Below are 17,731 nucleotides of genomic sequence, written 5' to 3'. Positions count from 1 at the left end.
AGGGCACGCCTTACCCGCTTATCGGGCGAGCGCGGCGTTGTTGGCCTCGTCCGCCTCCTTCAAGGCATCGACGGCACTGGCCGTGCCGGCAAGCGCCTTGGAGACAGCGATGCCGGTGTTGTTGATGATCTCGTTGGCCTGCTCGACCGTCGGCAGGTATTGCGGATTGCCGGCATTGATTGCGGCGATCATGCCGTCCTTGAAGGCGCCGTAGCGCTTGCCGAATGCCTCGCCGTTCAGCACCGAAAGCGAGGTCACCCCGGAATTCGGATCGGTTTCGATCGCCTTCAGCTGCTGCTCCTTGGCGGTCGCCCAGGCGGCGAACAAAGCAGCCGCTTCCTGATTCTTGGATTCGGCCGAGACATACATCGAGTGCACGGCGAGCGAGGACGAGCCGCCCTTGGGCGAGGAGGATTTCATCGGCACCGGCACATAGCCGACCTTGCCGACGACCGTGGAGACGGTGGGATCCTCGTTGTAGGCGCCGTTGACGGTGGCATCGAGGGTGATCGCCGCCTTGCCTTGCTGGAACAGCAGTCGGTTTTCTTCCCAGCCGAAATTGGCGACACCAACCGGACCGTAATCCTTCAGCACCTTGGTGAAGGCTTCAAGTGCGGCGGCACCCTCCGGCGTCGCCAGCGCCGACTTGCCGCCGGCGTCGAGGAACGAGCCGCCAAAACCCCACAGATAGGCGGCCCAGACATAGACGCCCTGGATGCCTTGCTGGCCGCGCATGGTGATGCCGGCGATCTGCTTGTTGGTTTTTTCGGAGATCGTCTTGGCAGCATTCTCGATGTCCTCGAACGTCTTCGGCGCCGCAAGTCCGTACTGTTCGAACAGATCCTTGCGGTACATGACAAAGGTGCTCTCGCCGTAGACCGGCAGCCCGTAGACCTTGCCGTCGACCACGTTGGTGTTGAAATAGCCGGGCACGAAATCGGCCCTGTCGAAATTCTCCTTGTGCTTGGCCAGGAAATCGTCGAGCGGCACGACATAGCCCGACTTCACGAAACCCGGCAGGTAGATGATGTTGTTCTGGACGACGTCATAGCGGCCGGACTTGGAGGAGAATTCCAGCAATTCCTTGGCCGTGATGTCTTGCTCGGGTACGATTTCGAGCGCCACGTCGATGCCGGTCACCTGCTTGAATTCCGGCAACAGCCTCTGGATGGCGTCGGTCGTCGGATGGCCTTCGAGCAGCACCGACAGTTGCACCCCGTCGAACGGCTTGTCCTGCGCGAAAGCCGGCAGGGCCGTGGCAAGCGCGGCCGCGGCCACGCCAAGCATCAACACATTGCGTCTGTTAAACATTTCTCGTCTCCCATTGTTGGGCCACTCTGGCCTCGTTTCAAATTCTCTGTGTCTGTTCGAGCATCACGCCTGGCCGAGACGCACGATTTCGCCGCTCTGCGCCGACTGCATCATCGCCAGGGTGAGTTCGAGCGAACGAAGGGCATCGCGGCCGCTGGCGATCGGCATGTCGGCCCCGTCCAGCCAGGCAAGCAGGCCGCCCAGTTGGCGCGCCAGGTCGCCGTCGAGACGGCCGTTGACGACAGGCCAATGCTGGGTGTCGATCTCGCGCGATGTTTCGTTGCTGGCGTAGTAGAGGCCGCTGTCGCCGCACTGGACCTCGAACGAGCCTTCGGTGCCGATCAGCTCCATGCGGGCATCGATCATGTGGCGCGCGCCGGCCGGCAGCGACCAGGCGCTTTCGAAGTTCACCACCGTGCCGCCGGAGAAGCGCACGATCGCGGCCAGGCTGTCCTGCGTGCCCGAGGCGCCGAGCAGAATGTCGGTCTGCTGGGCATAGACCGAAACCGGGTGCTGCCCGTCGAGCATCCACAGCACCATGTCGACGTCGTGCACGGTGACATGCAGCGCCAGCGGCAGCTTGCCGCCATAGCGCTTGGGGCCTTCGGTGCGGGCGCTGTTGCGCCGGGCGTAGATGTGGATCGGCTCGCCGATTTTGCCCGAAGTCATCAATTCCTTGGCCGCCGCATAGCGCGGATCGAAGCGCAGGAGGTAGCCGATGCCGAGTTTGACCTTGGCCGCCTCGCAGGCAGCGATGATGGCTTTGGCATCCTCGATGGTGGAAGAGATCGGCTTCTCGACGAAGATGTTGATGCCGGCCTTGGCCACGGCAACCGCCGGCGCCAGATGCAGGTTGTCGGGCGTGCAGATCGAGACGAGGTCGAGATCGCGTTCGCCCGTCAGCAGCGCCTCATGGCTGGGGTAGACCTTGCAGCCCGGCGCCTTGGCGGCTACAGCGCCGGCCAGTTCCAGGTTGGGATCGACGATCGCCGCCAGTTCGCAGCCGACCATGCCAGCGAAGATGGCGGCGTGCATGGAGCCCATGAAGCCCGCACCGATAACGGCGACGCGGTGGCGCTTGATCATGACTTGTTCCTCTTCAATTGCGGATCGGCGCTCCACGACGCGACCTTATCGACGAAGCCGCGGGTTATGGCGTCGGGCCGTGTGATGGCACCGCCGACGACGATAAAGCGTGCGCCGAGCTCGAAGCAGCGGACCGCCTCCTGCGGTGTCCAGATGCGGCCCTCGGCGACGAACGGCAGGCCGGCGCCGGCAAGCTGCCCCATCAGCTGGAAATCCGGCCCGCGCTGCTGGTTGGAATAAGGCGTGTAGCCGGCCATGGTGGTGCTGATCAGCGAGGCGCCGGCATCGATGGCGCGCTTGCCCTCGTCGAGCGTGCTGACATCGCCCATCGACAGGCGCCCCTTGGCAGCAATCGCACCGAACATCGCCTCAAGATCCGTCGGGCGCGGCCGGTTGGTGGCGTCAAGAGCGACGATGTCGGCCCCGGCGTCGATAATCGACGCCACGTTGGCGAGCGTCGGCGTGATGTAGATTTCGGTGTCGGCACGGCGGGCCTTGATCAGCCCGATGATGGGAACGCCGGTGCGCCGGCGGACCGCCTCTATATTGGCGACACCCTCGATGCGCACACCGGCCGCGCCGCCAAGGATGACCGATCGGGCAATGGCGGCAATGTGCTCAGGGGCGTCGAGCGGCATGCGGGATTCAGCCTGGCACGAGACGACCAGCATTCCATCGAGCTGAGCAAGTAGATCGCCTTGCACCTGGGTTTCTCCTTCGAGCGTTACCCCTGCAATCAACCGTGGATGAAACTTTTTGTCAAGAAATTATTTTAGATGAAAATTTCCTTCAGAAAGCAGTGCGGCCCCTAACAGACCGGCATCGGCGCCCGCCTGCGCTGCGACGATGGGGCGTTGGAAGACGGCAGGCAACAGCCGGGAGCGCGCCTCCAGGGCGGCAATGAACCCATCCGCCAGCCCGACGCCGCCGCCGACCGCGAAGCAGTCGACATCGACGGCCGCCGTCAGATCGGCGAAGCCGTCGACCAGCGCGTCGACAGCGGAGGCGATCACCTCGGCGGCGATCGCATTGCCTTGCCTGGCGGCCGCGAACAGGTCAGGCGCGCCAACCGGGCGGCCGAGCCGCTCACTGCCGCGACGGGCGAGTGCTGTGCCAGACGCGATCGTCTCCAGGCAGCCGCGCCGGCCGCACCCGCAAATCGCGCCGCCGGGATCGGCCATCATGTGCCCGGAATGGCCGGCAAGTCCCGTCGCGCCGGTCTGCAGGCGGCCGTCGATCACCAGGCCGCAACCGATGCCGGTGGAGACGGTGAAGAACGCGAAGTTGCGGAAGCCACGACCGGCGCCGAGCGAGAACTCGGCCCAGGCCGCAGCCTGGGCATCGTTGACGACGAGCGGCGGCACGCCGAGCGCCTTTTCGAGCGCTCGGGCCAGCGGGTAGCCGTTCTCGATCGGCAGTGTCTGCGGGTTGAGCGCGGTCAGAGCACCGTCACGAACGATTCCGGTGGTGGCGACGGCGATGGCGTCGAAAGCGTGCCTGGGCGCAAGACCGGCGATCGCCGCGACCAGATCGTCGCCCCTGCCCGTCCTCGGCGTTGCCGTCTGGCGCCTGTCCAGCAACCGCCCGCCGCGCACTTCGGCGGCGGCGATCTTGGTCCCGCCGATGTCGACGGCGAAGACCGCGCGATCAGAAGCTGCGGTCACTCACGACCTCCGCCGTGCGCCCGAGCAGCGCGAGCCGCGCCGGATCCTGCCGCATCATCTCGGCCGCCAGCGCATCGACGATCAAAAGCTGGCTGATCTTCGACGGGAAGGCGCCGCCGGTCAGCGGCGTTTCCGGCCAGGACGCGATCAGGGCGAGATCGCAGGCGGCGACCAGCGGGCTTTTGGAGCGGTTGGATATGCCGATGACGAAGGCACCTTGCGATCGGGCAAGCTCGGCGATCCGCACCGCGTCTATGGTCGAACCCGAACTCGATATCACCACCTGCACGGTGCCCTTCTGCGTGGTTCCCGCCGCCATGACCGCCAGATGAGCGTCGCCGAGCGCGCGGCTGAGCTTGCCGATACGGGTCATCTTGTAGGCGAGGTATTGCGCCGTGATGGCGGAAGCGGCGATGCCGAAGCAGTCGATCGCCGTCGCCGCCAGCAGCTGCCGCGCAGCCTTGGCAATGTCTTCCCTGACAATCAGCTGCTCGGTTTCGCGCAGCGAGATGATGGCGGTTTCCACCAGCCGCTGGATGTCATCGGTCGGCAAGCCGATGTCCCGCGCCCGCTCGTCGGTGGCCAGTTCCTTGGCCAGCGCCAGCTTGAAGTCCTGGAAGCCGGCAAAACCCTGGTCGCGGCAGAAGCGCATGACGCTGGCCTCCGACGAGGCGGACGCCTCGGCAAGCTCGGTGATGCTCTGGCGCAAAGTGGCGTCCGGCTGCGCCAGCACTGTTTCGGCGACGCGCGCCAGCGCCGGCGTCATGTCTCCAGCCGCCGCCCTCAGCGAGGCGATAAGCGCGTATGTCATGAAAGGTCCTTGTTGCTAGAAATGTTCCGCCACCCAGGGCGGCGGGCCGGCAAACAGCTGATCACACAGACGTATGGCAGTCGCATCGCCCACCACCTGGCCATACTGCGCCAGTTTCGAGGCGCTGCGAAAGCCCGTGAATATCTGCACGAATGCCGAGGCCTGCAGGGCAACGGTCTGATAACCGGCGGTCGTCTCGCGAACCTCGACGGCACCACCCCTGATCTCGATCTCCAGCGCCGTGTCCGCCGGCCCGATGCTAAGTGCCAGCCTGATGTCGTCGGCATGGTAACCGCGCTGGCGGAGCGCCGCGGCCGGATCGAGCACCCGCAACAGCCATTCCTCCTGATGGGCGAGCCGCCAGCCCTTGTCAGGCATCGCCGCCACCAGATCGTCCTGCGGGCCGCCATGCCAGCGCACGATCGGATAGACCGAGCGGAACCTGGCCAGGAACGACAGCAGCCCTTGCGCGGCGTCAGGGGAAGCGGCGTGCCAGTCACGGACATCGAGACGGGCCTCGTCGCCCATATCTAGGATCACATAGGCCGCATCGCCTTCCGCCAGATAGGCGGCGAGCGCGTCGGTCGGCTCTCGCCACAGTTCGTTCCAATGCGCTGGCCCACGGCTGAGCAGCCCGGCCTCGCGGCCCGCCTTGACGGCATAGGCGGCGGCAAGGCGCGGATCGTCCAACTCGACGCGCTCGAAGGCGAGCCGACTCACCGCCGGCAGGCTGGCCGTCTCGGCTTCATAGACGATCTCATGGCCGGCGAGCTCGAAGCCGCTCTTGCGGTAGACCGGCCGCGTCGAGGCAAACAGCGTGGCGACAACGGCGCCTTTGCCTTGCGCCTCCGCGCATAACGCGTCGACGAAAGGCACCGCCAGCCCCCGGCCGCGACACTCCGGCGCGATCGCCACATGCGCGATGTTGGCCGCCGGCACCGGTTTGCCGTGGAAGACATGCGCCGTATCGAGCAGCGCCGCGCAGGCATGCGGACGCCCACCCTCGCCCCGCAGCAGCCTGAGCGCGCCAAGGCCGACATTGGCGATGTATTCATCGGACCGCGCCTTGCCGAAGCCGAAGGCCCAGCTCAACAAGCGCGCGATTTCAGGCGCATCCTTGGCCGTTGCTGCTTCGACGGCCACAGGTTTGGAGTTTTTTTTCATATTTGTCTCATAGTTGGCGATTTTCATCATACCTTGAAATCGCCAATGCGCAATGGCCGACAGCCATGCCCACGAAACGGCCGCGGAATTGAGCGGCCGGCCATGGGTCCTGGGATGAGTGTTTTATCGTTCAGACGACGTCATGCCGGCCGCGTGTCGGCACCGGTAACCGGGGCGGCGTTCGCGACGTCCTCGCCGGATTCCCGGCGAGGGCCGTTCATTTCCCGCAATGGTGATCGTTGATCTTGTTCGTCGCATTCGCGTCCGGCCCCACCCGGTGATAGGAACATGCGCCGGCGGCGGTGGTGAACAACTGCTGGTCATAATAGCGCGGGCCGCCGAACAGGAAGTCGATGAGATCGTCTTCGGCGGGAACGTAGCGTTCCCGTTCAACCTGATAATGGCGATGCCTGGCGCCGGCCAATGCTGATGGGGACATGCCGCAAGCCATTGCCAGGGCAAGAGCGCAGATCGCAAACCGTTTCGTCGTCATCGGCAACACCCCTCCTGGCCGTTCCGATTCCATCTTACATCCAAAATCGCCACCGCCACAAAAGTTCCGTGCTGGCGGTTTGCCTCGCCGCGATTTGCCGGCCAGGGACCGAACCGCACGGCGCATCAGAAGATCGAAACTGCCCCGGCCTGTTAGGCGACGGGTCCCCGATAGTGTCGCTAAAGCCGGGCTTTGGTGCTGCGGGGCGTGGCAAGCAGCAGGCTCGTCTCGCTGCCGGTAATGCCGGGAACGAGCCGGATGCGTCGCAGGATCGCATCGAAATCGGTAAGGGTGGCCGTATTGAGTTCGACCACAAGGTCCCAGCGACCGTTGGTGGTATGAATGGTCGCGACCTCCGCAAAGCCGCCAAGTGCACGGATGACGCGATCGGCGGCATGGCCTTCGATCTCGATCATCATGATGCCCCTGACCGCCGAGCTGATCGCTTCGGCCCGCAGGATCACGGTGTAGCCGATGATCTGTCCCGACTGTTCGAGCCGCTCCATCCGCGCCCTTGCCGTGGCGCGGGAAACGCCGAGATCGCTTGCCAGGTCTGAGATGCTCCGCCGCGCGCTATGGCGCAGCAACGTGATCAGCTTTTGGTCGAGTGAATCCATTTTTGTCCAATATGGCAGTCTGATTGATCAGAACGATAAGTCTTTTCGGTGATTTTGCCAATCAGGCCTATTCATTCTGCCGGCCGCGTGGGTTTCAACTGCTCTCAGCTTCTTTGAGGAGAATGGTCGAGTGGATTGCAAGATCTTGGGTGCGCCTGTGCAGGACGGTGCCGGCCGCATGGGCTGTGAAATGGGGCCGAGCGCCTTGCGGACCGCCGGGCTTGCCGGCGCGCTCAGGGAGCTTGGCCATCAGGTTGCGGACCTTGGCACGATCCTGCCGGCAACCGTGCGGCCGCTCGCGCATGGCAATCTGGCGCTGAAGGCGCTGCCGGAGATTTCGGCCTGGACGGCCGGTATCGCCGAGGCCGCCTATGACGTCAGCGCCGACGCCATGCCTATCTTTCTCGGCGGCGACCATTCGATCTCGGCAGGAACCGTTTCCGGTCTCGCCCGTCGCGCCGCCGAAGCCGGCCGGCCACTGTTCGTGCTGTGGCTCGACGCGCATCCCGATTTCCATACGCTGGACACCACGGCCAGCGGCAATCTGCATGGTGTTCCGCTTGCCTACGCCAGCGGCCAGCCTGGTTTCGGCGGCTATTTTCCGGACCTGCCGGCAGCGGTCGATCCCAAGCGGATCTGCGCCATGGGCCTGCGCAGCGTCGACCCGGCCGAACGCGAAGCGCTCAACCGGGCAGGCGTGACCGTGCACGACATGCGCGCCATCGACGAACACGGCATCGCGCCGCTGCTGCGCGCTTTCCTGGCGCGTGTGGCGGCGCAAGACGGGCTGCTGCATGTCAGCCTCGATGTCGACTTCCTCGATCCCTCGATCGCGCCTGCGGTCGGCACCACCGTTCCCGGCGGCGCGACCTTGCGCGAGGCGCATCTGGTGATGGAAATGCTGTCCGACAGCGGCCTCGTCTCCAGCCTGGATCTGGTCGAACTGAACCCCTTCCTGGACGAACGCGGCCGCACCGCGACGCTGATGGTCGACCTGACGGCAAGCCTGATGGGCCGCCGCATCATGGATCGCCCCACCCTCAGCCATTCCGGGAGTTTCTGATCATGACCACCGCAAAGCTGAACATCGTCCCCTTCGTCAGCGTCGACCGCATGATGAAACTGGTGAATGCCATCGGTGTCGAGCGCTTTCTGACCGAGCTCGCCGGCTACATCGAGGAGGACTTCCGCCGCTGGGACCTGTTCGACAAGACGCCGCGCATCGCCTCGCACAGCCATGACGGCGTCATCGAGCTGATGCCGACGAGCGACGGACGCCTCTATGGCTTCAAATATGTCAACGGCCATCCGAAGAACATGCGCCAGGGTCTGCAGACGGTCACCGCCTTCGGCGTGCTCGCCGATGTCGGCAGCGGCTATCCGATGCTGCTCACCGAGATGACCATCCTGACCGCACTGCGCACCGCCGCCACATCCGCCGTCGCGGCCAAGTATCTGGCGCCGCACGGCACCCGCACCATGGCCATCATCGGCAACGGCGCCCAGTCGGAATTCCAGGCGATCGCCTTCAAGGCGCTGACTGGCATCGACCGGCTGAGGCTCTACGACATCGACCGGCCGGCTTCGCTGAAATGCGCGAAGAACCTTGCCGGCATGGGGTTTGATATCACCATCTGCGAGACCGGGCAGGAAGCGGTTGAAGGTGCCGGCATCATCACGACGGTTACCGCCGACAAGCAGTGCGCCACCATTCTCACCGACAACATGGTCGGCTCCGGCGTCCACATCAACGCGGTCGGCGGCGACTGCCCCGGCAAGACGGAACTGCACAGGGACATCCTGCTGCGCTCCGAGATTTTCGTCGAATTCCCACCGCAGACGCGCATCGAGGGCGAAATCCAGCAGCTTGATCCTGACCATCCGGTGACCGAGCTCTGGCAGGTGATCGCCGCCAGGACCCAAGGCCGCCGCGATGCCAAGCAGATCACGCTGTTCGATTCGGTCGGCTTCGCCATCGAGGATTTTTCGGCGCTGCGCTATGTGCGCGACCAGCTGCAGGCGACCGGCCTCTACGAGGAGCTTGACCTGCTCGCCGACCCCGACGAACCGCGCGACCTGTTCGGCATGCTGCTGAGGGCGGCGATGCAGCCGGCGGCCTGAGGGCAGACACCCCAAGATCGTCGGGTTGCAAACGCCGAGGTGTTTGAAGGAATGATACGTCAGCCATAAACCTTTTCGTCCGCCATGCGTTGCTTCTTCTCCAAGCTAGCCAAGGAGACGATGATGCAGATGAAGTCGGAAATAGCCGGCGAAGCGGCAAAGCAGCGCCATATCCAACGTGGCATCGATGCCAAGGACAAGTCGAAAGGCAATGGCAAGCAGCAAGGGGCCCTGCAGGCTGGCGCCCGCGAATATCCCGAGCCGCCCTTCCCCGAACAGCACCAGCCGAAACCGGGACATGAATGGGCGATAGAGCCGGCGCCGCTGTACGATGCGCCGTACTATCTCGGATCGAAAAAACTCGACGGCAAAGTAGCGCTCATCACGGGCGGCGATTCCGGCATCGGCCGTTCGGTGGCGGTGTTGTTCGCCCGCGAGGGCGCCGACGTCGCGATCGTCTATCTGGCCGAGGACAAGGATGCAGAAGAGACCAAATCCGCAGTGGAGAAGGAAGGCGGACGCTGCGTTCTGGTCAAGGCCGACGTCAGCGATCGCGATCACTGCCGCAACGCGGTGGCCCAGATCGTGAAGGAATTTGGCCGCATCGACGTGCTGGTCAACAATGCAGCTTTCCAAATCCACTCCAGCGATTTCGGCGAGCTGACCGAGGAACATTTCGACACGACACTAAAGACAAATCTCTATGGCTATTTTCATATGGCACAGGAAGCCGTGCCGCACATGAAGCCCGGTTCGGCGATCATCAACACCGGATCGGTAACCGGCATCGACGGCTCAAAGCAGCTGGTCGACTATTCGATGACCAAGGGCGGCATCCATGCCTTCACACGGGCTCTCTCGGGCAATCTCATCGGCAAGGGCATAAGGGTGAACGCGGTAGCACCGGGTCCGGTGTGGACGCCGCTTAATCCCTCGGACAAAGAGGCGGAAGATGTCTCCAAATTCGGCGCGGACACGCCAATGAAACGACCCGCGCAACCGGAAGAACTCGCGCCGGCCTATGTCTTTCTCGCTTCGCCGCAATGCTCCAGCTACATCACCGGCGAGATTTTGCCGGTGGTCGGAGGTTACTGAGGCCGGTTGAAGCGAAACGTATGAGCCAGGAGCAGGATGAATGGCCCGTCTGCTTTTCACAGTGGCGCTAGCTTATGTGGCGTACCGCATCTACGCGGAAACCACGGCAGCCCGACATGTGCCGCAGGATGAACGCGAGGCATTGCGCAAGCAATCGGCGGCCCTGGGTGTCGACCCGTCCCGCTGAGATTGCTCAACTGTCGGCTGGCCGGCGCATCTGCCGGCCAGTCGACAGGAGCAGTCTTATTCCGCCGCCTGCAAGTTGATCTTGCTTTCCGCCATTTCGGTGAGCTTGCGGTCGGTCGCCTGTTCTTCCTTGAGGTTCTTGGCCAGCACGTTGGCGCAGTCAGTGCGGCCGAGTTGCTTTGCCCAGGCGATGAGCGTGCCATAGCGTGTCATCTCGTAGTGCTCGACGGCCTGTGCCGAAGCAATCAGCGCCGCATCGAGGACTTCCTTGTCGTCGACGTCACCACTGACATCGTCGGCTTCCTCGAGAATGCCGTCGATAGCCGGGCAGTTGACCTCCTTGGCCTTGACGCCATGCAATTCGAACACTTGTTCGACACGCTCGACATGGCCTCTTGTCTGGTCGAGGTGTTTTTCGAATCCGGCTTTCAACTGCGGATCGGTTGCCTTGTCGATCATCTTCGGCAGCGCTTTCTCAATCTGCTTTTCGGCGTAATAGATGTCGCGCAGCGTGTGCACGAAGAGATCGTCGAGTGTCTTGATGTCCTTCGAAAAGAAGCCCATGGCCTTGCCTTTCATTGTACTCGAGTTGAAATTTCAGTGGCGGGTCACCCGCCACCGATGAAGGCCGGGATCGGGTCCCGGCTTGTCTGGTCAACGTACCGGTACGGGAGGAGTTCCTGATTTTCGGGGGCAAACCGCAACCCCTTTCCGCCGGCCTGGGATGCCATCGACGGGGCGCCTGGCGTCGACCACGCGTCCTGAAAGAGCGCAAAAGCCCCAAAGGGAAAGACTGTCGACGGGGAGAGCCGCGCGCAGTGTTGGATGCCATGCGTCGCAGTGATACGCTCGTCACTGCAGCGGAAGACCGGCGCGAAACGGTATGCGTCAGACGATCAGATGTTCGACCCTGATCGGCAGATCGCGGATACGCTTGCCGGTGGCATGGTAGACCGCACTTGCCACGGCGGCAGCCGTCCCAACATTGCCGAGTTCGCCCAACCCCTTGACGCCGGCAGGATTGACTTCATGGTCGACTTCCGGGACCAGGATCACGTCGACCTGCTTGATGTCGGCGTTGACCGGCACCAGATAGTCCTGCAGGTCGCGGTTGACGTAGCGCGCCGTGCGTTGGTCGATCTCCGTTGCCTCGTGCAGGGCCTGGCCAATTCCCCAGATCATGCCGCCCATCAGCTGGCTGCGTGCGGTACGCGTGTTCATGATGCGCCCGGCGGCGAAGGCACCGACGATGCGCGGCACTCTGATTTCATGGGTATGGCGGTTGATGCGCACTTCGACGAATTCGGCGCCAAAGGCATATTTCACCGAATCCTCATCGCCTTCTCCTCCATGGAATTCCGGCTGTCCGGCATAGAGCTTGTTCAATGCTTCCGGTGAGGCGCCCTTGGGTGCAAACTCGGCATATTCCTCGATGGCGCCGACCTGCATGGCCTTGAAGACATCGGCGAGCTTTGCCGATTTGCCGGTTTCGGCGACGATCTTTCCGTCGGCCATATCCAGCTTCGCGTTACCCGAGCCGGCCAGGGGACCATCCTTGCCTGCTGCCGCGGTGAACAGCTTCTCGCGAACGGCATCGCAGGCCTTCATGACCGCCGAGCAGACACTGGCCGTCGAGATCGATCCACCCGACACCGGAGCCGGCGGCAGGGCACTGTCGCCCATCTCGACGCTGATCTTGTCCATGCCGACCCCCAGCCTTTCGGCCGCCATCTGTCCGGCGATGGTGCGAACGCCGGTGCCGATTTCATGCGAGCCGCACTGGACCCGAACCTCGCCATCGGCGGTGAGACGAACCCTGGCCGCGCAGGGTGCGGCGGCTGTCGGATAGATCGCCGTCGCGCAACCCATGCCGACCAGCCAGTCGCCGTCGCGCATCGAGCCGGCCTTGGGCTCGCGTTTCGCCCAGCCGAAGGCCTCCGCGGCCTGATCGTAGCACTTGATGAGCGAACGGCTGGAAAACGGCTTGCCGCCGATCGGTTCCTTCTGCGGCTCGTTGATGCGGCGGAACTCGACGGGATCCATGCCGAGCGCAACGGCCATTTCGTCCATGGCATTCTCGAGCGCATAAACGTAAGGCGTCTCCGGCGGCGACCGCATGTATCCAGGCGTATTGCGGTCGGCGTGGACCAATGAAACCTGCGTCAGGACGGAGCCGTAGTCGTACATGCGGGCGGTGGCGGATGTGCCGCCGACGACATAAGGGTCAGGGCGTGACGTCACCTCCCAGCCCTCATGTCCGAACGAGGTGATGCGGCCGTCCTTGCCTGCGCCGATGCGGATTCGATGCCGCGTCTCGGCGCGATAGGTTTGTGTGCCGAAAGCCTGCATGCGGCTGACGACGCAGCGGACGGGACGGCCGATCCGCTGCGCGGCAATGGCAACGATCGCCGTGCGCGCCGTCATCGGTCCCTTCGAGCCGAAGGCCCCACCGATATAGGGACTGATGATCCGCACATTGGCCGGATCGAGCTTCAGTTGGCGCGCCAGCTCCACCTTCCAGCCGGTCACGTTCTGGGAGGGTTCGTGTATGGTCAGTTGGTCGCCCTGCCACATGGCCGTGGTCGAAAACAGTTCGATCGGGTTGTGGTGCTGGGTCGGTGTCGAGTATTTCTGGTCGATCTTCACAGCCGCATCTGCCCAGGCGGCGTCGAAGTCGCCGGCCTTGGCATCTTCCTTGAACATCGGGTTTTTGCCTGCCGCAGGCTCCATCTTCGTGCCCTTCGAATCGAAGCTGGCGCTGGGCGGTTCGTCCTCATAGTCGGCGCGGATCAACATCGCTGCTTCCTCGGCCGCCTCGAATGTCTCGGCAACGACCAGAGCGATGATCTGGCCGTCGTGGAAAATCGTCTTGTCGTGCAAAGGCCCGATCGAACTCGCGCCGGTGTTGCCGAACTTCGGCGTCTCGGTCTTGTCCATGTCGCCGTAGGTGACGATGTCCAGCACACCGGGCACCGCACTGGCGTCTTTCGTGTGGAGCGCGGAAACCTTGCCCCGGGCGACGGTGCTGGTGGCAAGGGCGCCATAAGCGACGTTGGCCGTGGCGATGTCGGCCGGATAGCTTGCCTGTCCGGTGACCTTCAGACGGGCGTCGATACGGACAACCGGATCGCCCTGATTTTCCTTGGGAGCGGGTGCGGCTTGGTTCATGGCTCAGACCTTCATGTCTCGGGTTTCGAGCAGCGCTCGCACCAGCGTGCGCTTGCCGAGCGGTATCTTGAAAGCGTTGTGTTCTCGCGGCCTGGCGTCGGCGAAAGCGACATCGGCAGCCTTCTGCGCCGCGGCTTCATCGAGCACCTTGCCTTGCAGCGCGTTTTCCGCCGCGCTTGCGCGCCACGGCACGGTCGCGACACCGCCGAGTGCGACGCGCGCGCCTCTTACCGTGTCGCCATCCATATCGAGGGCGACCGCTGCCGATGCCAGCGCGAACGCGTAGGATTCGCGATCGCGTATCTTCAGATAGCGCGACCGGCTGCTCCACGGTGCGAGCGGTACTTCGATGGCAGTGATGAGTTCGTCGGCGGCAAGATCCGTCTCGATGTTGGGCGTGTCGCCCGGCGGCCGATGCAGCTTGGCAAAGGCAAGGGTACGCTTGCCTCGCTCGCCTTCGATATCGACAGAAGCATCGAGCGCTATCAGCGCCTGTGCGAAATCGCCATGGTAGGTGGCAATGCAGGCATCGCTGGTACCGAGAATGGCATGCTGGCGGTTGAACCCCTCCATCGCGGCACAGCCGGAGCCGGGTTCACGCTTGTTGCAGGGCCATGATGTCTCGCGGAAATACTCACAGCGCGTGCGTTGCAGCACATTGCCGGCAAGGCTCGCCATGTTGCGAAGCTGGCCGCTGGCGGCCAGCTTCAGGCTGTCGGCAAGCAGCGGGCAACGACGCCTGACGTCTTTGTTGTCGGCAGCTTCCCCCATCCGGACCAACGCCCCAAAACGGATGGCGTCATTGCCGATCCTGACCTGCCGCAAGGCCGGCTCGGCAAGCGTGTTGAGGTCAAGCAATCGCTCTGGCCGCGCAACGCCAAGCTTCATGTAGTCGGCCAGGTTGGTGCCGCCGGCAATAAACTGCGCGTCGGCTTCGGTCGGCGGAATATGTCGTGCATCGCGACGAGACGCCATGGTGACCGCTGCGGAGACGCTGCTTGGTCTTTCATAAACGAAGGGGTGCATCCTAGGCCCTCCTGATCTGGTCGCGCGCCTGGACGATCGCCGCAACGATGTTCGGGTAGGCAGCGCAACGGCAGAGATTGCCGCTCATGTATTCGCGAACATCATCTTCCGACCCGGCATGACCCTCGTCGATGCAGCCAACGGCGGACATGATCTGGCCCGGTGTGCAGTATCCGCACTGAAAGGCATCGTGGTCGACAAAGGCCTGCTGCACGGGATGGAGTTCTCCGTCCGTCGAAGCCAGGCCTTCCACCGTGGTGATCTCGCGGCCGTGGTTCATCACGGCGAAGCTCAGGCACGACAGAACCCGCTTTCCGTCGACCAGAACGGTGCAGGCGCCGCACTGGCCGTGGTCGCAGCCTTTCTTGGTGCCGGTCAGGCCGACATGATCGCGAAGAGCGTCTAGCAGGCTCGTACGATTGTCGAGGGCGAGGTTGTAGGCCTGTTTGTTGATACGCATGGAAACCGCCGACAGGTCGCGGGGCTTCGCCGGTTTTGCCGACGCTGGCTGGGCTGCTCTTGTCTGGGAGGTCGCGAGCGGCACCGCCGCTGCCGCCGAAACAGAGGCTGTCATGAACATGCGTCTGCTCAGGCCATTGGAAATCTTGGCATCGGACATGGCTGGCTCCTGGCTGGCTGGGTCTCAAGCGAGCCAAACCACCCGTCCAGCACAAAGTTCCCTCCTCACATGGCTGTGACTGATTTTCTGTCGTGCCGCATCAGGCCTCATAATGCCGGCTTAAATGTCCCCGGCGCTGGAACTCACCCACCGGCTTTTCGTTCAGGCTTAAATCCCATCAGACAGGAGAAACCGTCATGCCACGCGGCGAGAAATCGAAATACACCGACAAGCAGGAGCGCAAGGCCGACCACATAGCCGAAGGCTATGAGAAGCGCGGGGTTTCCGAAAAGGAAGCCGAGCGGCGTGCGTGGGCGACCGTCAACAAGGACGATGGCGGCGGCAAGAAGGAAGGCGGCTCCGGCCGCGGCAAGCATACGGGCAACCCGGCAGCGCATAAGGGCGGCAGGACCGGCGGCAAGGCGTCGGCGTCGCGGTCCGCCGCAAGCCGATCGGAATCGGCGAAGAAGGCTGCGGCAACCCGCAAGCGGAACGCCGAACACCACGCTCATTGAAGGGGGAGCAGACTGATGTCCGGAGAACAACCATGAAATCACGGCTCGTCAACGAAATCAGTGGCCAACGGACATTTGTCATCGTGCTCGATCCCGGCGAGGAAGCATTCGCGGCGCTTACGGATTTCGCGGCTGACCGGAAGGTCGACGGCGCTTCCCTGACCGCGATCGGCGCTTTCGAAAGAGCCACGGTGGGCTGGTTTGATCCGGATGCAAAAACCTACCGCAGAATCCCGGTCGAGGAACAATGCGAAGTGTTGAGCGCGATCGGCGATGTTGCGCTTGGCGACGATGGCAAGCCCAGCCTACACGTTCATGCGGTGCTCGGATTGAGCGACGGCACCACCCGTGGTGGACATTTGCTTGACGCCATCGTTCGGCCGACGCTTGAAGTCACGTTGGTGGAGGCACCCGGCCATCTGCGCCGCAGCAAGCGCCCCGGACTGGGCGTTGCCTTGATCGATCTGGATGCTTGAGCCTCAAACCCGGCTTCAAATCCAGCTGGAGAGAAGCGTCTCCATCTCGATCGTCTCGACCTGCTGCGCGAAGCGTTGGTGATAGACGGTCAGCAACGCGTCATGGGTTGCGTCGGAAGAACTGCATAGCGCGTCCGTGACGAGAACGACGCGATAGCCGAAATCGATGGCCCCCAATACCGTGGCCAGAACGCATACATCTGTTTCGCCACCCGTGATAACCAGCGTGTCGATGTCGCGCTCCACCAGAAGGGCCCTGAGGCGCCCTTCGAACCAGGGCGAGTAGATGTGCTTGTCGATGATTGCCGCCGGCGGGCAATAACCGGCCAGTGTCGGCAACAACTCAGTCATTTCGGGCCCGATAGACTCGATCGTCATCGAAGCCCAGCGCTCGTAATAGCGCCTCCAGGTACCGACGCCCTGCCCCGGCTTCCGGGCTGGCAGGAACCGCGTAAAGACCGTCTGTGGCGCGCGTCTTTCGACCAGCCTCTCGATCTGCGGGAGAACCCGCGTGATCCAGGGTGTTGCCCATTGAGACGGCTCCGCAAACAGCCGCTGCATATCCACGCAGATATGCATGCATCTATCGCCAAGGGGACCGTATGCCAGGCCCGGCATCGACATCAGCGCGCCTCCGACAGGCGGTATGTTTCCACGACACCTCCCATTGCCAGCAAAGACACGCAACGCCACGTGCCGCGACTGGTTCCTGAGACGGCACAGGAATCGGCGCCGGCGGCCGACGTTTTCGCAGAGAGCGGCTCGGCTGGGTTTGTTGCGGGATAGATTTTGCCGCACGCAGAAGAACGATGTAGCCCCGCGTAGGGACGACGCTCCGAAGAAAATCCTGGCGGCAAGGAACAATCCCCTCAGCAACGACTTGCAGATGGAACCACACAACCGCGAACATTTCGCCAAGCGGGGACAAGCGCGATGAGCATCTTCTACCGTGCGGCCAAGATTGCGGAGGAGGTTCACGCATCGCAGCGCGACAAGACGGGGCAGCCCTATATCGAACACTGCCGTCGTGTCGTCGATGCTGTCGAAACGATGGATCAGAAGGTCGTCGCCTATCTCCATGACGTGTTGGAAAAGGGCGAGGGCTGGAACCGGACCAGGCTGGAAGAGGCTGGCTTTGGCCCGACCATTGCTTCTGCTGTCGATGCCCTGTCGCGCAGGGACGACGAGGATTATTTCGCCTTCGTGCGGAGAGCTGCCTCGAACCCGTTGGCGCTGCCGGTCAAGCGCGCGGATCTGGAGGACAATATCTGGCAGTCGCGGCAGGTTGGGGCATCGGCTGCCAAATATGAAGAGGCCCTGCGCATCCTCGATGAGGAGTTCTCGAGGCGTTAGCAGTGCTCCGGTGTCCACCTCGCCAA

Annotated in this window: 20 protein-coding genes; 7 read left to right on the top strand and 13 right to left on the bottom strand. The window is 63.4% G+C overall.

Annotated elements, in window-relative coordinates:
* Window positions 1–18: 18 nt before the first annotated feature.
* From MESOP_RS15095 to MESOP_RS15060, 8 genes are all read right to left on the bottom strand, one after another.
* Window positions 19–1,311 carry an ABC transporter substrate-binding protein gene (locus MESOP_RS15095; protein WP_013894179.1) on the bottom strand — a complete coding sequence of 431 codons (1,293 nt, stop codon included), beginning with the start codon at window positions 1,309–1,311 and terminating at the stop codon, window positions 19–21.
* A gap of 63 nt (window positions 1,312–1,374) precedes the next feature.
* Window positions 1,375–2,397: a Gfo/Idh/MocA family protein gene (locus MESOP_RS15090; protein ID WP_013894178.1), complete on the bottom strand. Its 1,023-nt coding sequence runs from the start codon at window positions 2,395–2,397 to the stop codon at window positions 1,375–1,377.
* Window positions 2,394–3,101: an N-acetylmannosamine-6-phosphate 2-epimerase gene (locus MESOP_RS15085; RefSeq protein WP_013894177.1), complete on the bottom strand. Its 708-nt coding sequence runs from the start codon at window positions 3,099–3,101 to the stop codon at window positions 2,394–2,396. The genes MESOP_RS15090 and MESOP_RS15085 overlap by 4 nt, the downstream gene beginning before the upstream one ends.
* A 63-nt stretch (window positions 3,102–3,164) precedes the next feature.
* Entirely contained in the window at window positions 3,165–4,061 is an 897-nt protein-coding gene (locus MESOP_RS15080) for an N-acetylmannosamine kinase (RefSeq protein WP_013894176.1), read from the bottom strand.
* Window positions 4,045–4,872 (bottom strand): MurR/RpiR family transcriptional regulator, encoded by an 828-nt coding sequence (locus tag MESOP_RS15075; protein ID WP_013894175.1) that lies wholly within the window; start codon window positions 4,870–4,872, stop codon window positions 4,045–4,047. The genes MESOP_RS15080 and MESOP_RS15075 overlap by 17 nt, the downstream gene beginning before the upstream one ends.
* A gap of 15 nt (window positions 4,873–4,887) precedes the next feature.
* Entirely contained in the window at window positions 4,888–6,036 is a 1,149-nt protein-coding gene (locus tag MESOP_RS15070; RefSeq protein ID WP_150111198.1) for a GNAT family N-acetyltransferase, read from the bottom strand.
* Between the two features lie 217 nt (window positions 6,037–6,253).
* On the bottom strand, window positions 6,254–6,529 hold the full coding sequence (locus tag MESOP_RS15065; protein ID WP_013894173.1) for a hypothetical protein: 276 nt from the start codon (window positions 6,527–6,529) through the stop codon (window positions 6,254–6,256).
* 179 nt (window positions 6,530–6,708) lie between these two features.
* On the bottom strand, window positions 6,709–7,146 hold the full coding sequence (locus MESOP_RS15060; protein ID WP_013894172.1) for an Lrp/AsnC family transcriptional regulator: 438 nt from the start codon (window positions 7,144–7,146) through the stop codon (window positions 6,709–6,711).
* A gap of 130 nt (window positions 7,147–7,276) precedes the next feature.
* On the opposite strand from MESOP_RS15060, the gene rocF reads away from it, so the two are divergent.
* The 4 genes from rocF to MESOP_RS33670 all read left to right on the top strand — a co-directional run bounded on the left by rocF (window position 7,277) and on the right by MESOP_RS33670 (window position 10,549).
* Window positions 7,277–8,209 carry an arginase gene (gene rocF, locus MESOP_RS15055; RefSeq protein ID WP_013894171.1) on the top strand — a complete coding sequence of 311 codons (933 nt, stop codon included), beginning with the start codon at window positions 7,277–7,279 and terminating at the stop codon, window positions 8,207–8,209.
* A gap of 2 nt (window positions 8,210–8,211) precedes the next feature.
* Window positions 8,212–9,267 carry an ornithine cyclodeaminase gene (locus MESOP_RS15050; RefSeq protein ID WP_013894170.1) on the top strand — a complete coding sequence of 352 codons (1,056 nt, stop codon included), beginning with the start codon at window positions 8,212–8,214 and terminating at the stop codon, window positions 9,265–9,267.
* Window positions 9,268–9,390: 123 nt separating this feature from the next.
* A complete protein-coding gene (locus MESOP_RS15045; protein ID WP_013894169.1) occupies window positions 9,391–10,362 on the top strand; it encodes an SDR family oxidoreductase in 972 nt (323 codons plus the stop codon).
* Between the two features lie 40 nt (window positions 10,363–10,402).
* Window positions 10,403–10,549, top strand: a complete 147-nt coding sequence (locus MESOP_RS33670) for a hypothetical protein (protein ID WP_013894168.1) — start codon at window positions 10,403–10,405, stop codon at window positions 10,547–10,549.
* A gap of 56 nt (window positions 10,550–10,605) precedes the next feature.
* Here MESOP_RS33670 and MESOP_RS15040 read toward each other — a convergent pair whose 3' ends face one another.
* From MESOP_RS15040 to MESOP_RS15025, 4 genes are all read right to left on the bottom strand, one after another.
* The gene (locus MESOP_RS15040) at window positions 10,606–11,112 is read right to left on the bottom strand and encodes a YciE/YciF ferroxidase family protein (protein WP_013531567.1); all 507 of its coding nucleotides are present in this window, start codon (window positions 11,110–11,112) and stop codon (window positions 10,606–10,608) included.
* 324 nt (window positions 11,113–11,436) lie between these two features.
* Complete coding sequence (locus MESOP_RS15035; RefSeq protein ID WP_013894167.1) at window positions 11,437–13,716, bottom strand: xanthine dehydrogenase family protein molybdopterin-binding subunit; 2,280 nt, start codon at window positions 13,714–13,716, stop codon at window positions 11,437–11,439.
* A gap of 3 nt (window positions 13,717–13,719) precedes the next feature.
* A complete protein-coding gene (locus MESOP_RS15030; RefSeq protein ID WP_013894166.1) occupies window positions 13,720–14,742 on the bottom strand; it encodes an FAD binding domain-containing protein in 1,023 nt (340 codons plus the stop codon).
* Window position 14,743: 1 nt separating this feature from the next.
* Window positions 14,744–15,361, bottom strand: a complete 618-nt coding sequence (locus MESOP_RS15025; protein WP_013894165.1) for a (2Fe-2S)-binding protein — start codon at window positions 15,359–15,361, stop codon at window positions 14,744–14,746.
* Between the two features lie 197 nt (window positions 15,362–15,558).
* On the opposite strand from MESOP_RS15025, the gene MESOP_RS15020 reads away from it, so the two are divergent.
* Together MESOP_RS15020 and MESOP_RS15015 are read left to right on the top strand one after the other, a co-directional pair.
* Window positions 15,559–15,876 (top strand): hypothetical protein, encoded by a 318-nt coding sequence (locus MESOP_RS15020; RefSeq protein WP_013894164.1) that lies wholly within the window; start codon window positions 15,559–15,561, stop codon window positions 15,874–15,876.
* A gap of 32 nt (window positions 15,877–15,908) precedes the next feature.
* Window positions 15,909–16,352, top strand: coding sequence for a PPC domain-containing DNA-binding protein (locus tag MESOP_RS15015; protein WP_013894163.1), 444 nt, complete (start codon window positions 15,909–15,911; stop codon window positions 16,350–16,352).
* 15 nt (window positions 16,353–16,367) lie between these two features.
* Here MESOP_RS15015 and MESOP_RS15010 read toward each other — a convergent pair whose 3' ends face one another.
* Complete coding sequence (locus tag MESOP_RS15010) at window positions 16,368–16,976, bottom strand: cysteine hydrolase family protein (protein WP_013894162.1); 609 nt, start codon at window positions 16,974–16,976, stop codon at window positions 16,368–16,370.
* 309 nt (window positions 16,977–17,285) lie between these two features.
* Here MESOP_RS15010 and MESOP_RS15005 point away from each other — a divergent pair, with 309 nt between their 5' ends.
* Window positions 17,286–17,705 carry an HD domain-containing protein gene (locus tag MESOP_RS15005; protein ID WP_013894161.1) on the top strand — a complete coding sequence of 140 codons (420 nt, stop codon included), beginning with the start codon at window positions 17,286–17,288 and terminating at the stop codon, window positions 17,703–17,705.
* Window positions 17,706–17,731 lie beyond the last annotated feature (26 nt).

Source organism: Mesorhizobium opportunistum WSM2075, from assembly GCF_000176035.2.
Classification (GTDB): Bacteria; Pseudomonadota; Alphaproteobacteria; order Rhizobiales; family Rhizobiaceae; genus Mesorhizobium; species Mesorhizobium opportunistum.
Note: the sequence above shows the minus strand (reverse complement) of the source record. Positions and strands in the feature narration are given on the sequence as shown.

Excerpts from the sequence above, each read along its gene's own strand:
- MESOP_RS15095 (WP_013894179.1), bottom strand. The coding sequence starts at position 1,311 with ATGTTTAACAGACGCAATGTGTTGATGCTTGGCGTGGCCGCGGCCGCG.
- MESOP_RS15090 (WP_013894178.1), bottom strand. The coding sequence starts at position 2,397 with ATGATCAAGCGCCACCGCGTCGCCGTTATCGGTGCGGGCTTCATGGGC.
- MESOP_RS15075 (WP_013894175.1), bottom strand. The coding sequence starts at position 4,872 with ATGACATACGCGCTTATCGCCTCGCTGAGGGCGGCGGCTGGAGACATG.
- MESOP_RS15070 (WP_150111198.1), bottom strand. The coding sequence starts at position 6,036 with ATGAAAAAAAACTCCAAACCTGTGGCCGTCGAAGCAGCAACGGCCAAG.
- MESOP_RS15065 (WP_013894173.1), bottom strand. The coding sequence starts at position 6,529 with ATGACGACGAAACGGTTTGCGATCTGCGCTCTTGCCCTGGCAATGGCT.
- MESOP_RS15060 (WP_013894172.1), bottom strand. The coding sequence starts at position 7,146 with ATGGATTCACTCGACCAAAAGCTGATCACGTTGCTGCGCCATAGCGCG.
- MESOP_RS15050 (WP_013894170.1), top strand. The coding sequence starts at position 8,212 with ATGACCACCGCAAAGCTGAACATCGTCCCCTTCGTCAGCGTCGACCGC.
- MESOP_RS15045 (WP_013894169.1), top strand. The coding sequence starts at position 9,391 with ATGCAGATGAAGTCGGAAATAGCCGGCGAAGCGGCAAAGCAGCGCCAT.
- MESOP_RS33670 (WP_013894168.1), top strand. The coding sequence starts at position 10,403 with ATGGCCCGTCTGCTTTTCACAGTGGCGCTAGCTTATGTGGCGTACCGC.
- MESOP_RS15040 (WP_013531567.1), bottom strand. The coding sequence starts at position 11,112 with ATGGGCTTCTTTTCGAAGGACATCAAGACACTCGACGATCTCTTCGTG.
- MESOP_RS15035 (WP_013894167.1), bottom strand. The coding sequence starts at position 13,716 with ATGAACCAAGCCGCACCCGCTCCCAAGGAAAATCAGGGCGATCCGGTT.
- MESOP_RS15030 (WP_013894166.1), bottom strand. The coding sequence starts at position 14,742 with ATGCACCCCTTCGTTTATGAAAGACCAAGCAGCGTCTCCGCAGCGGTC.
- MESOP_RS15025 (WP_013894165.1), bottom strand. The coding sequence starts at position 15,361 with ATGTCCGATGCCAAGATTTCCAATGGCCTGAGCAGACGCATGTTCATG.
- MESOP_RS15020 (WP_013894164.1), top strand. The coding sequence starts at position 15,559 with ATGCCACGCGGCGAGAAATCGAAATACACCGACAAGCAGGAGCGCAAG.
- MESOP_RS15015 (WP_013894163.1), top strand. The coding sequence starts at position 15,909 with ATGAAATCACGGCTCGTCAACGAAATCAGTGGCCAACGGACATTTGTC.
- MESOP_RS15010 (WP_013894162.1), bottom strand. The coding sequence starts at position 16,976 with ATGTCGATGCCGGGCCTGGCATACGGTCCCCTTGGCGATAGATGCATG.
- MESOP_RS15005 (WP_013894161.1), top strand. The coding sequence starts at position 17,286 with ATGAGCATCTTCTACCGTGCGGCCAAGATTGCGGAGGAGGTTCACGCA.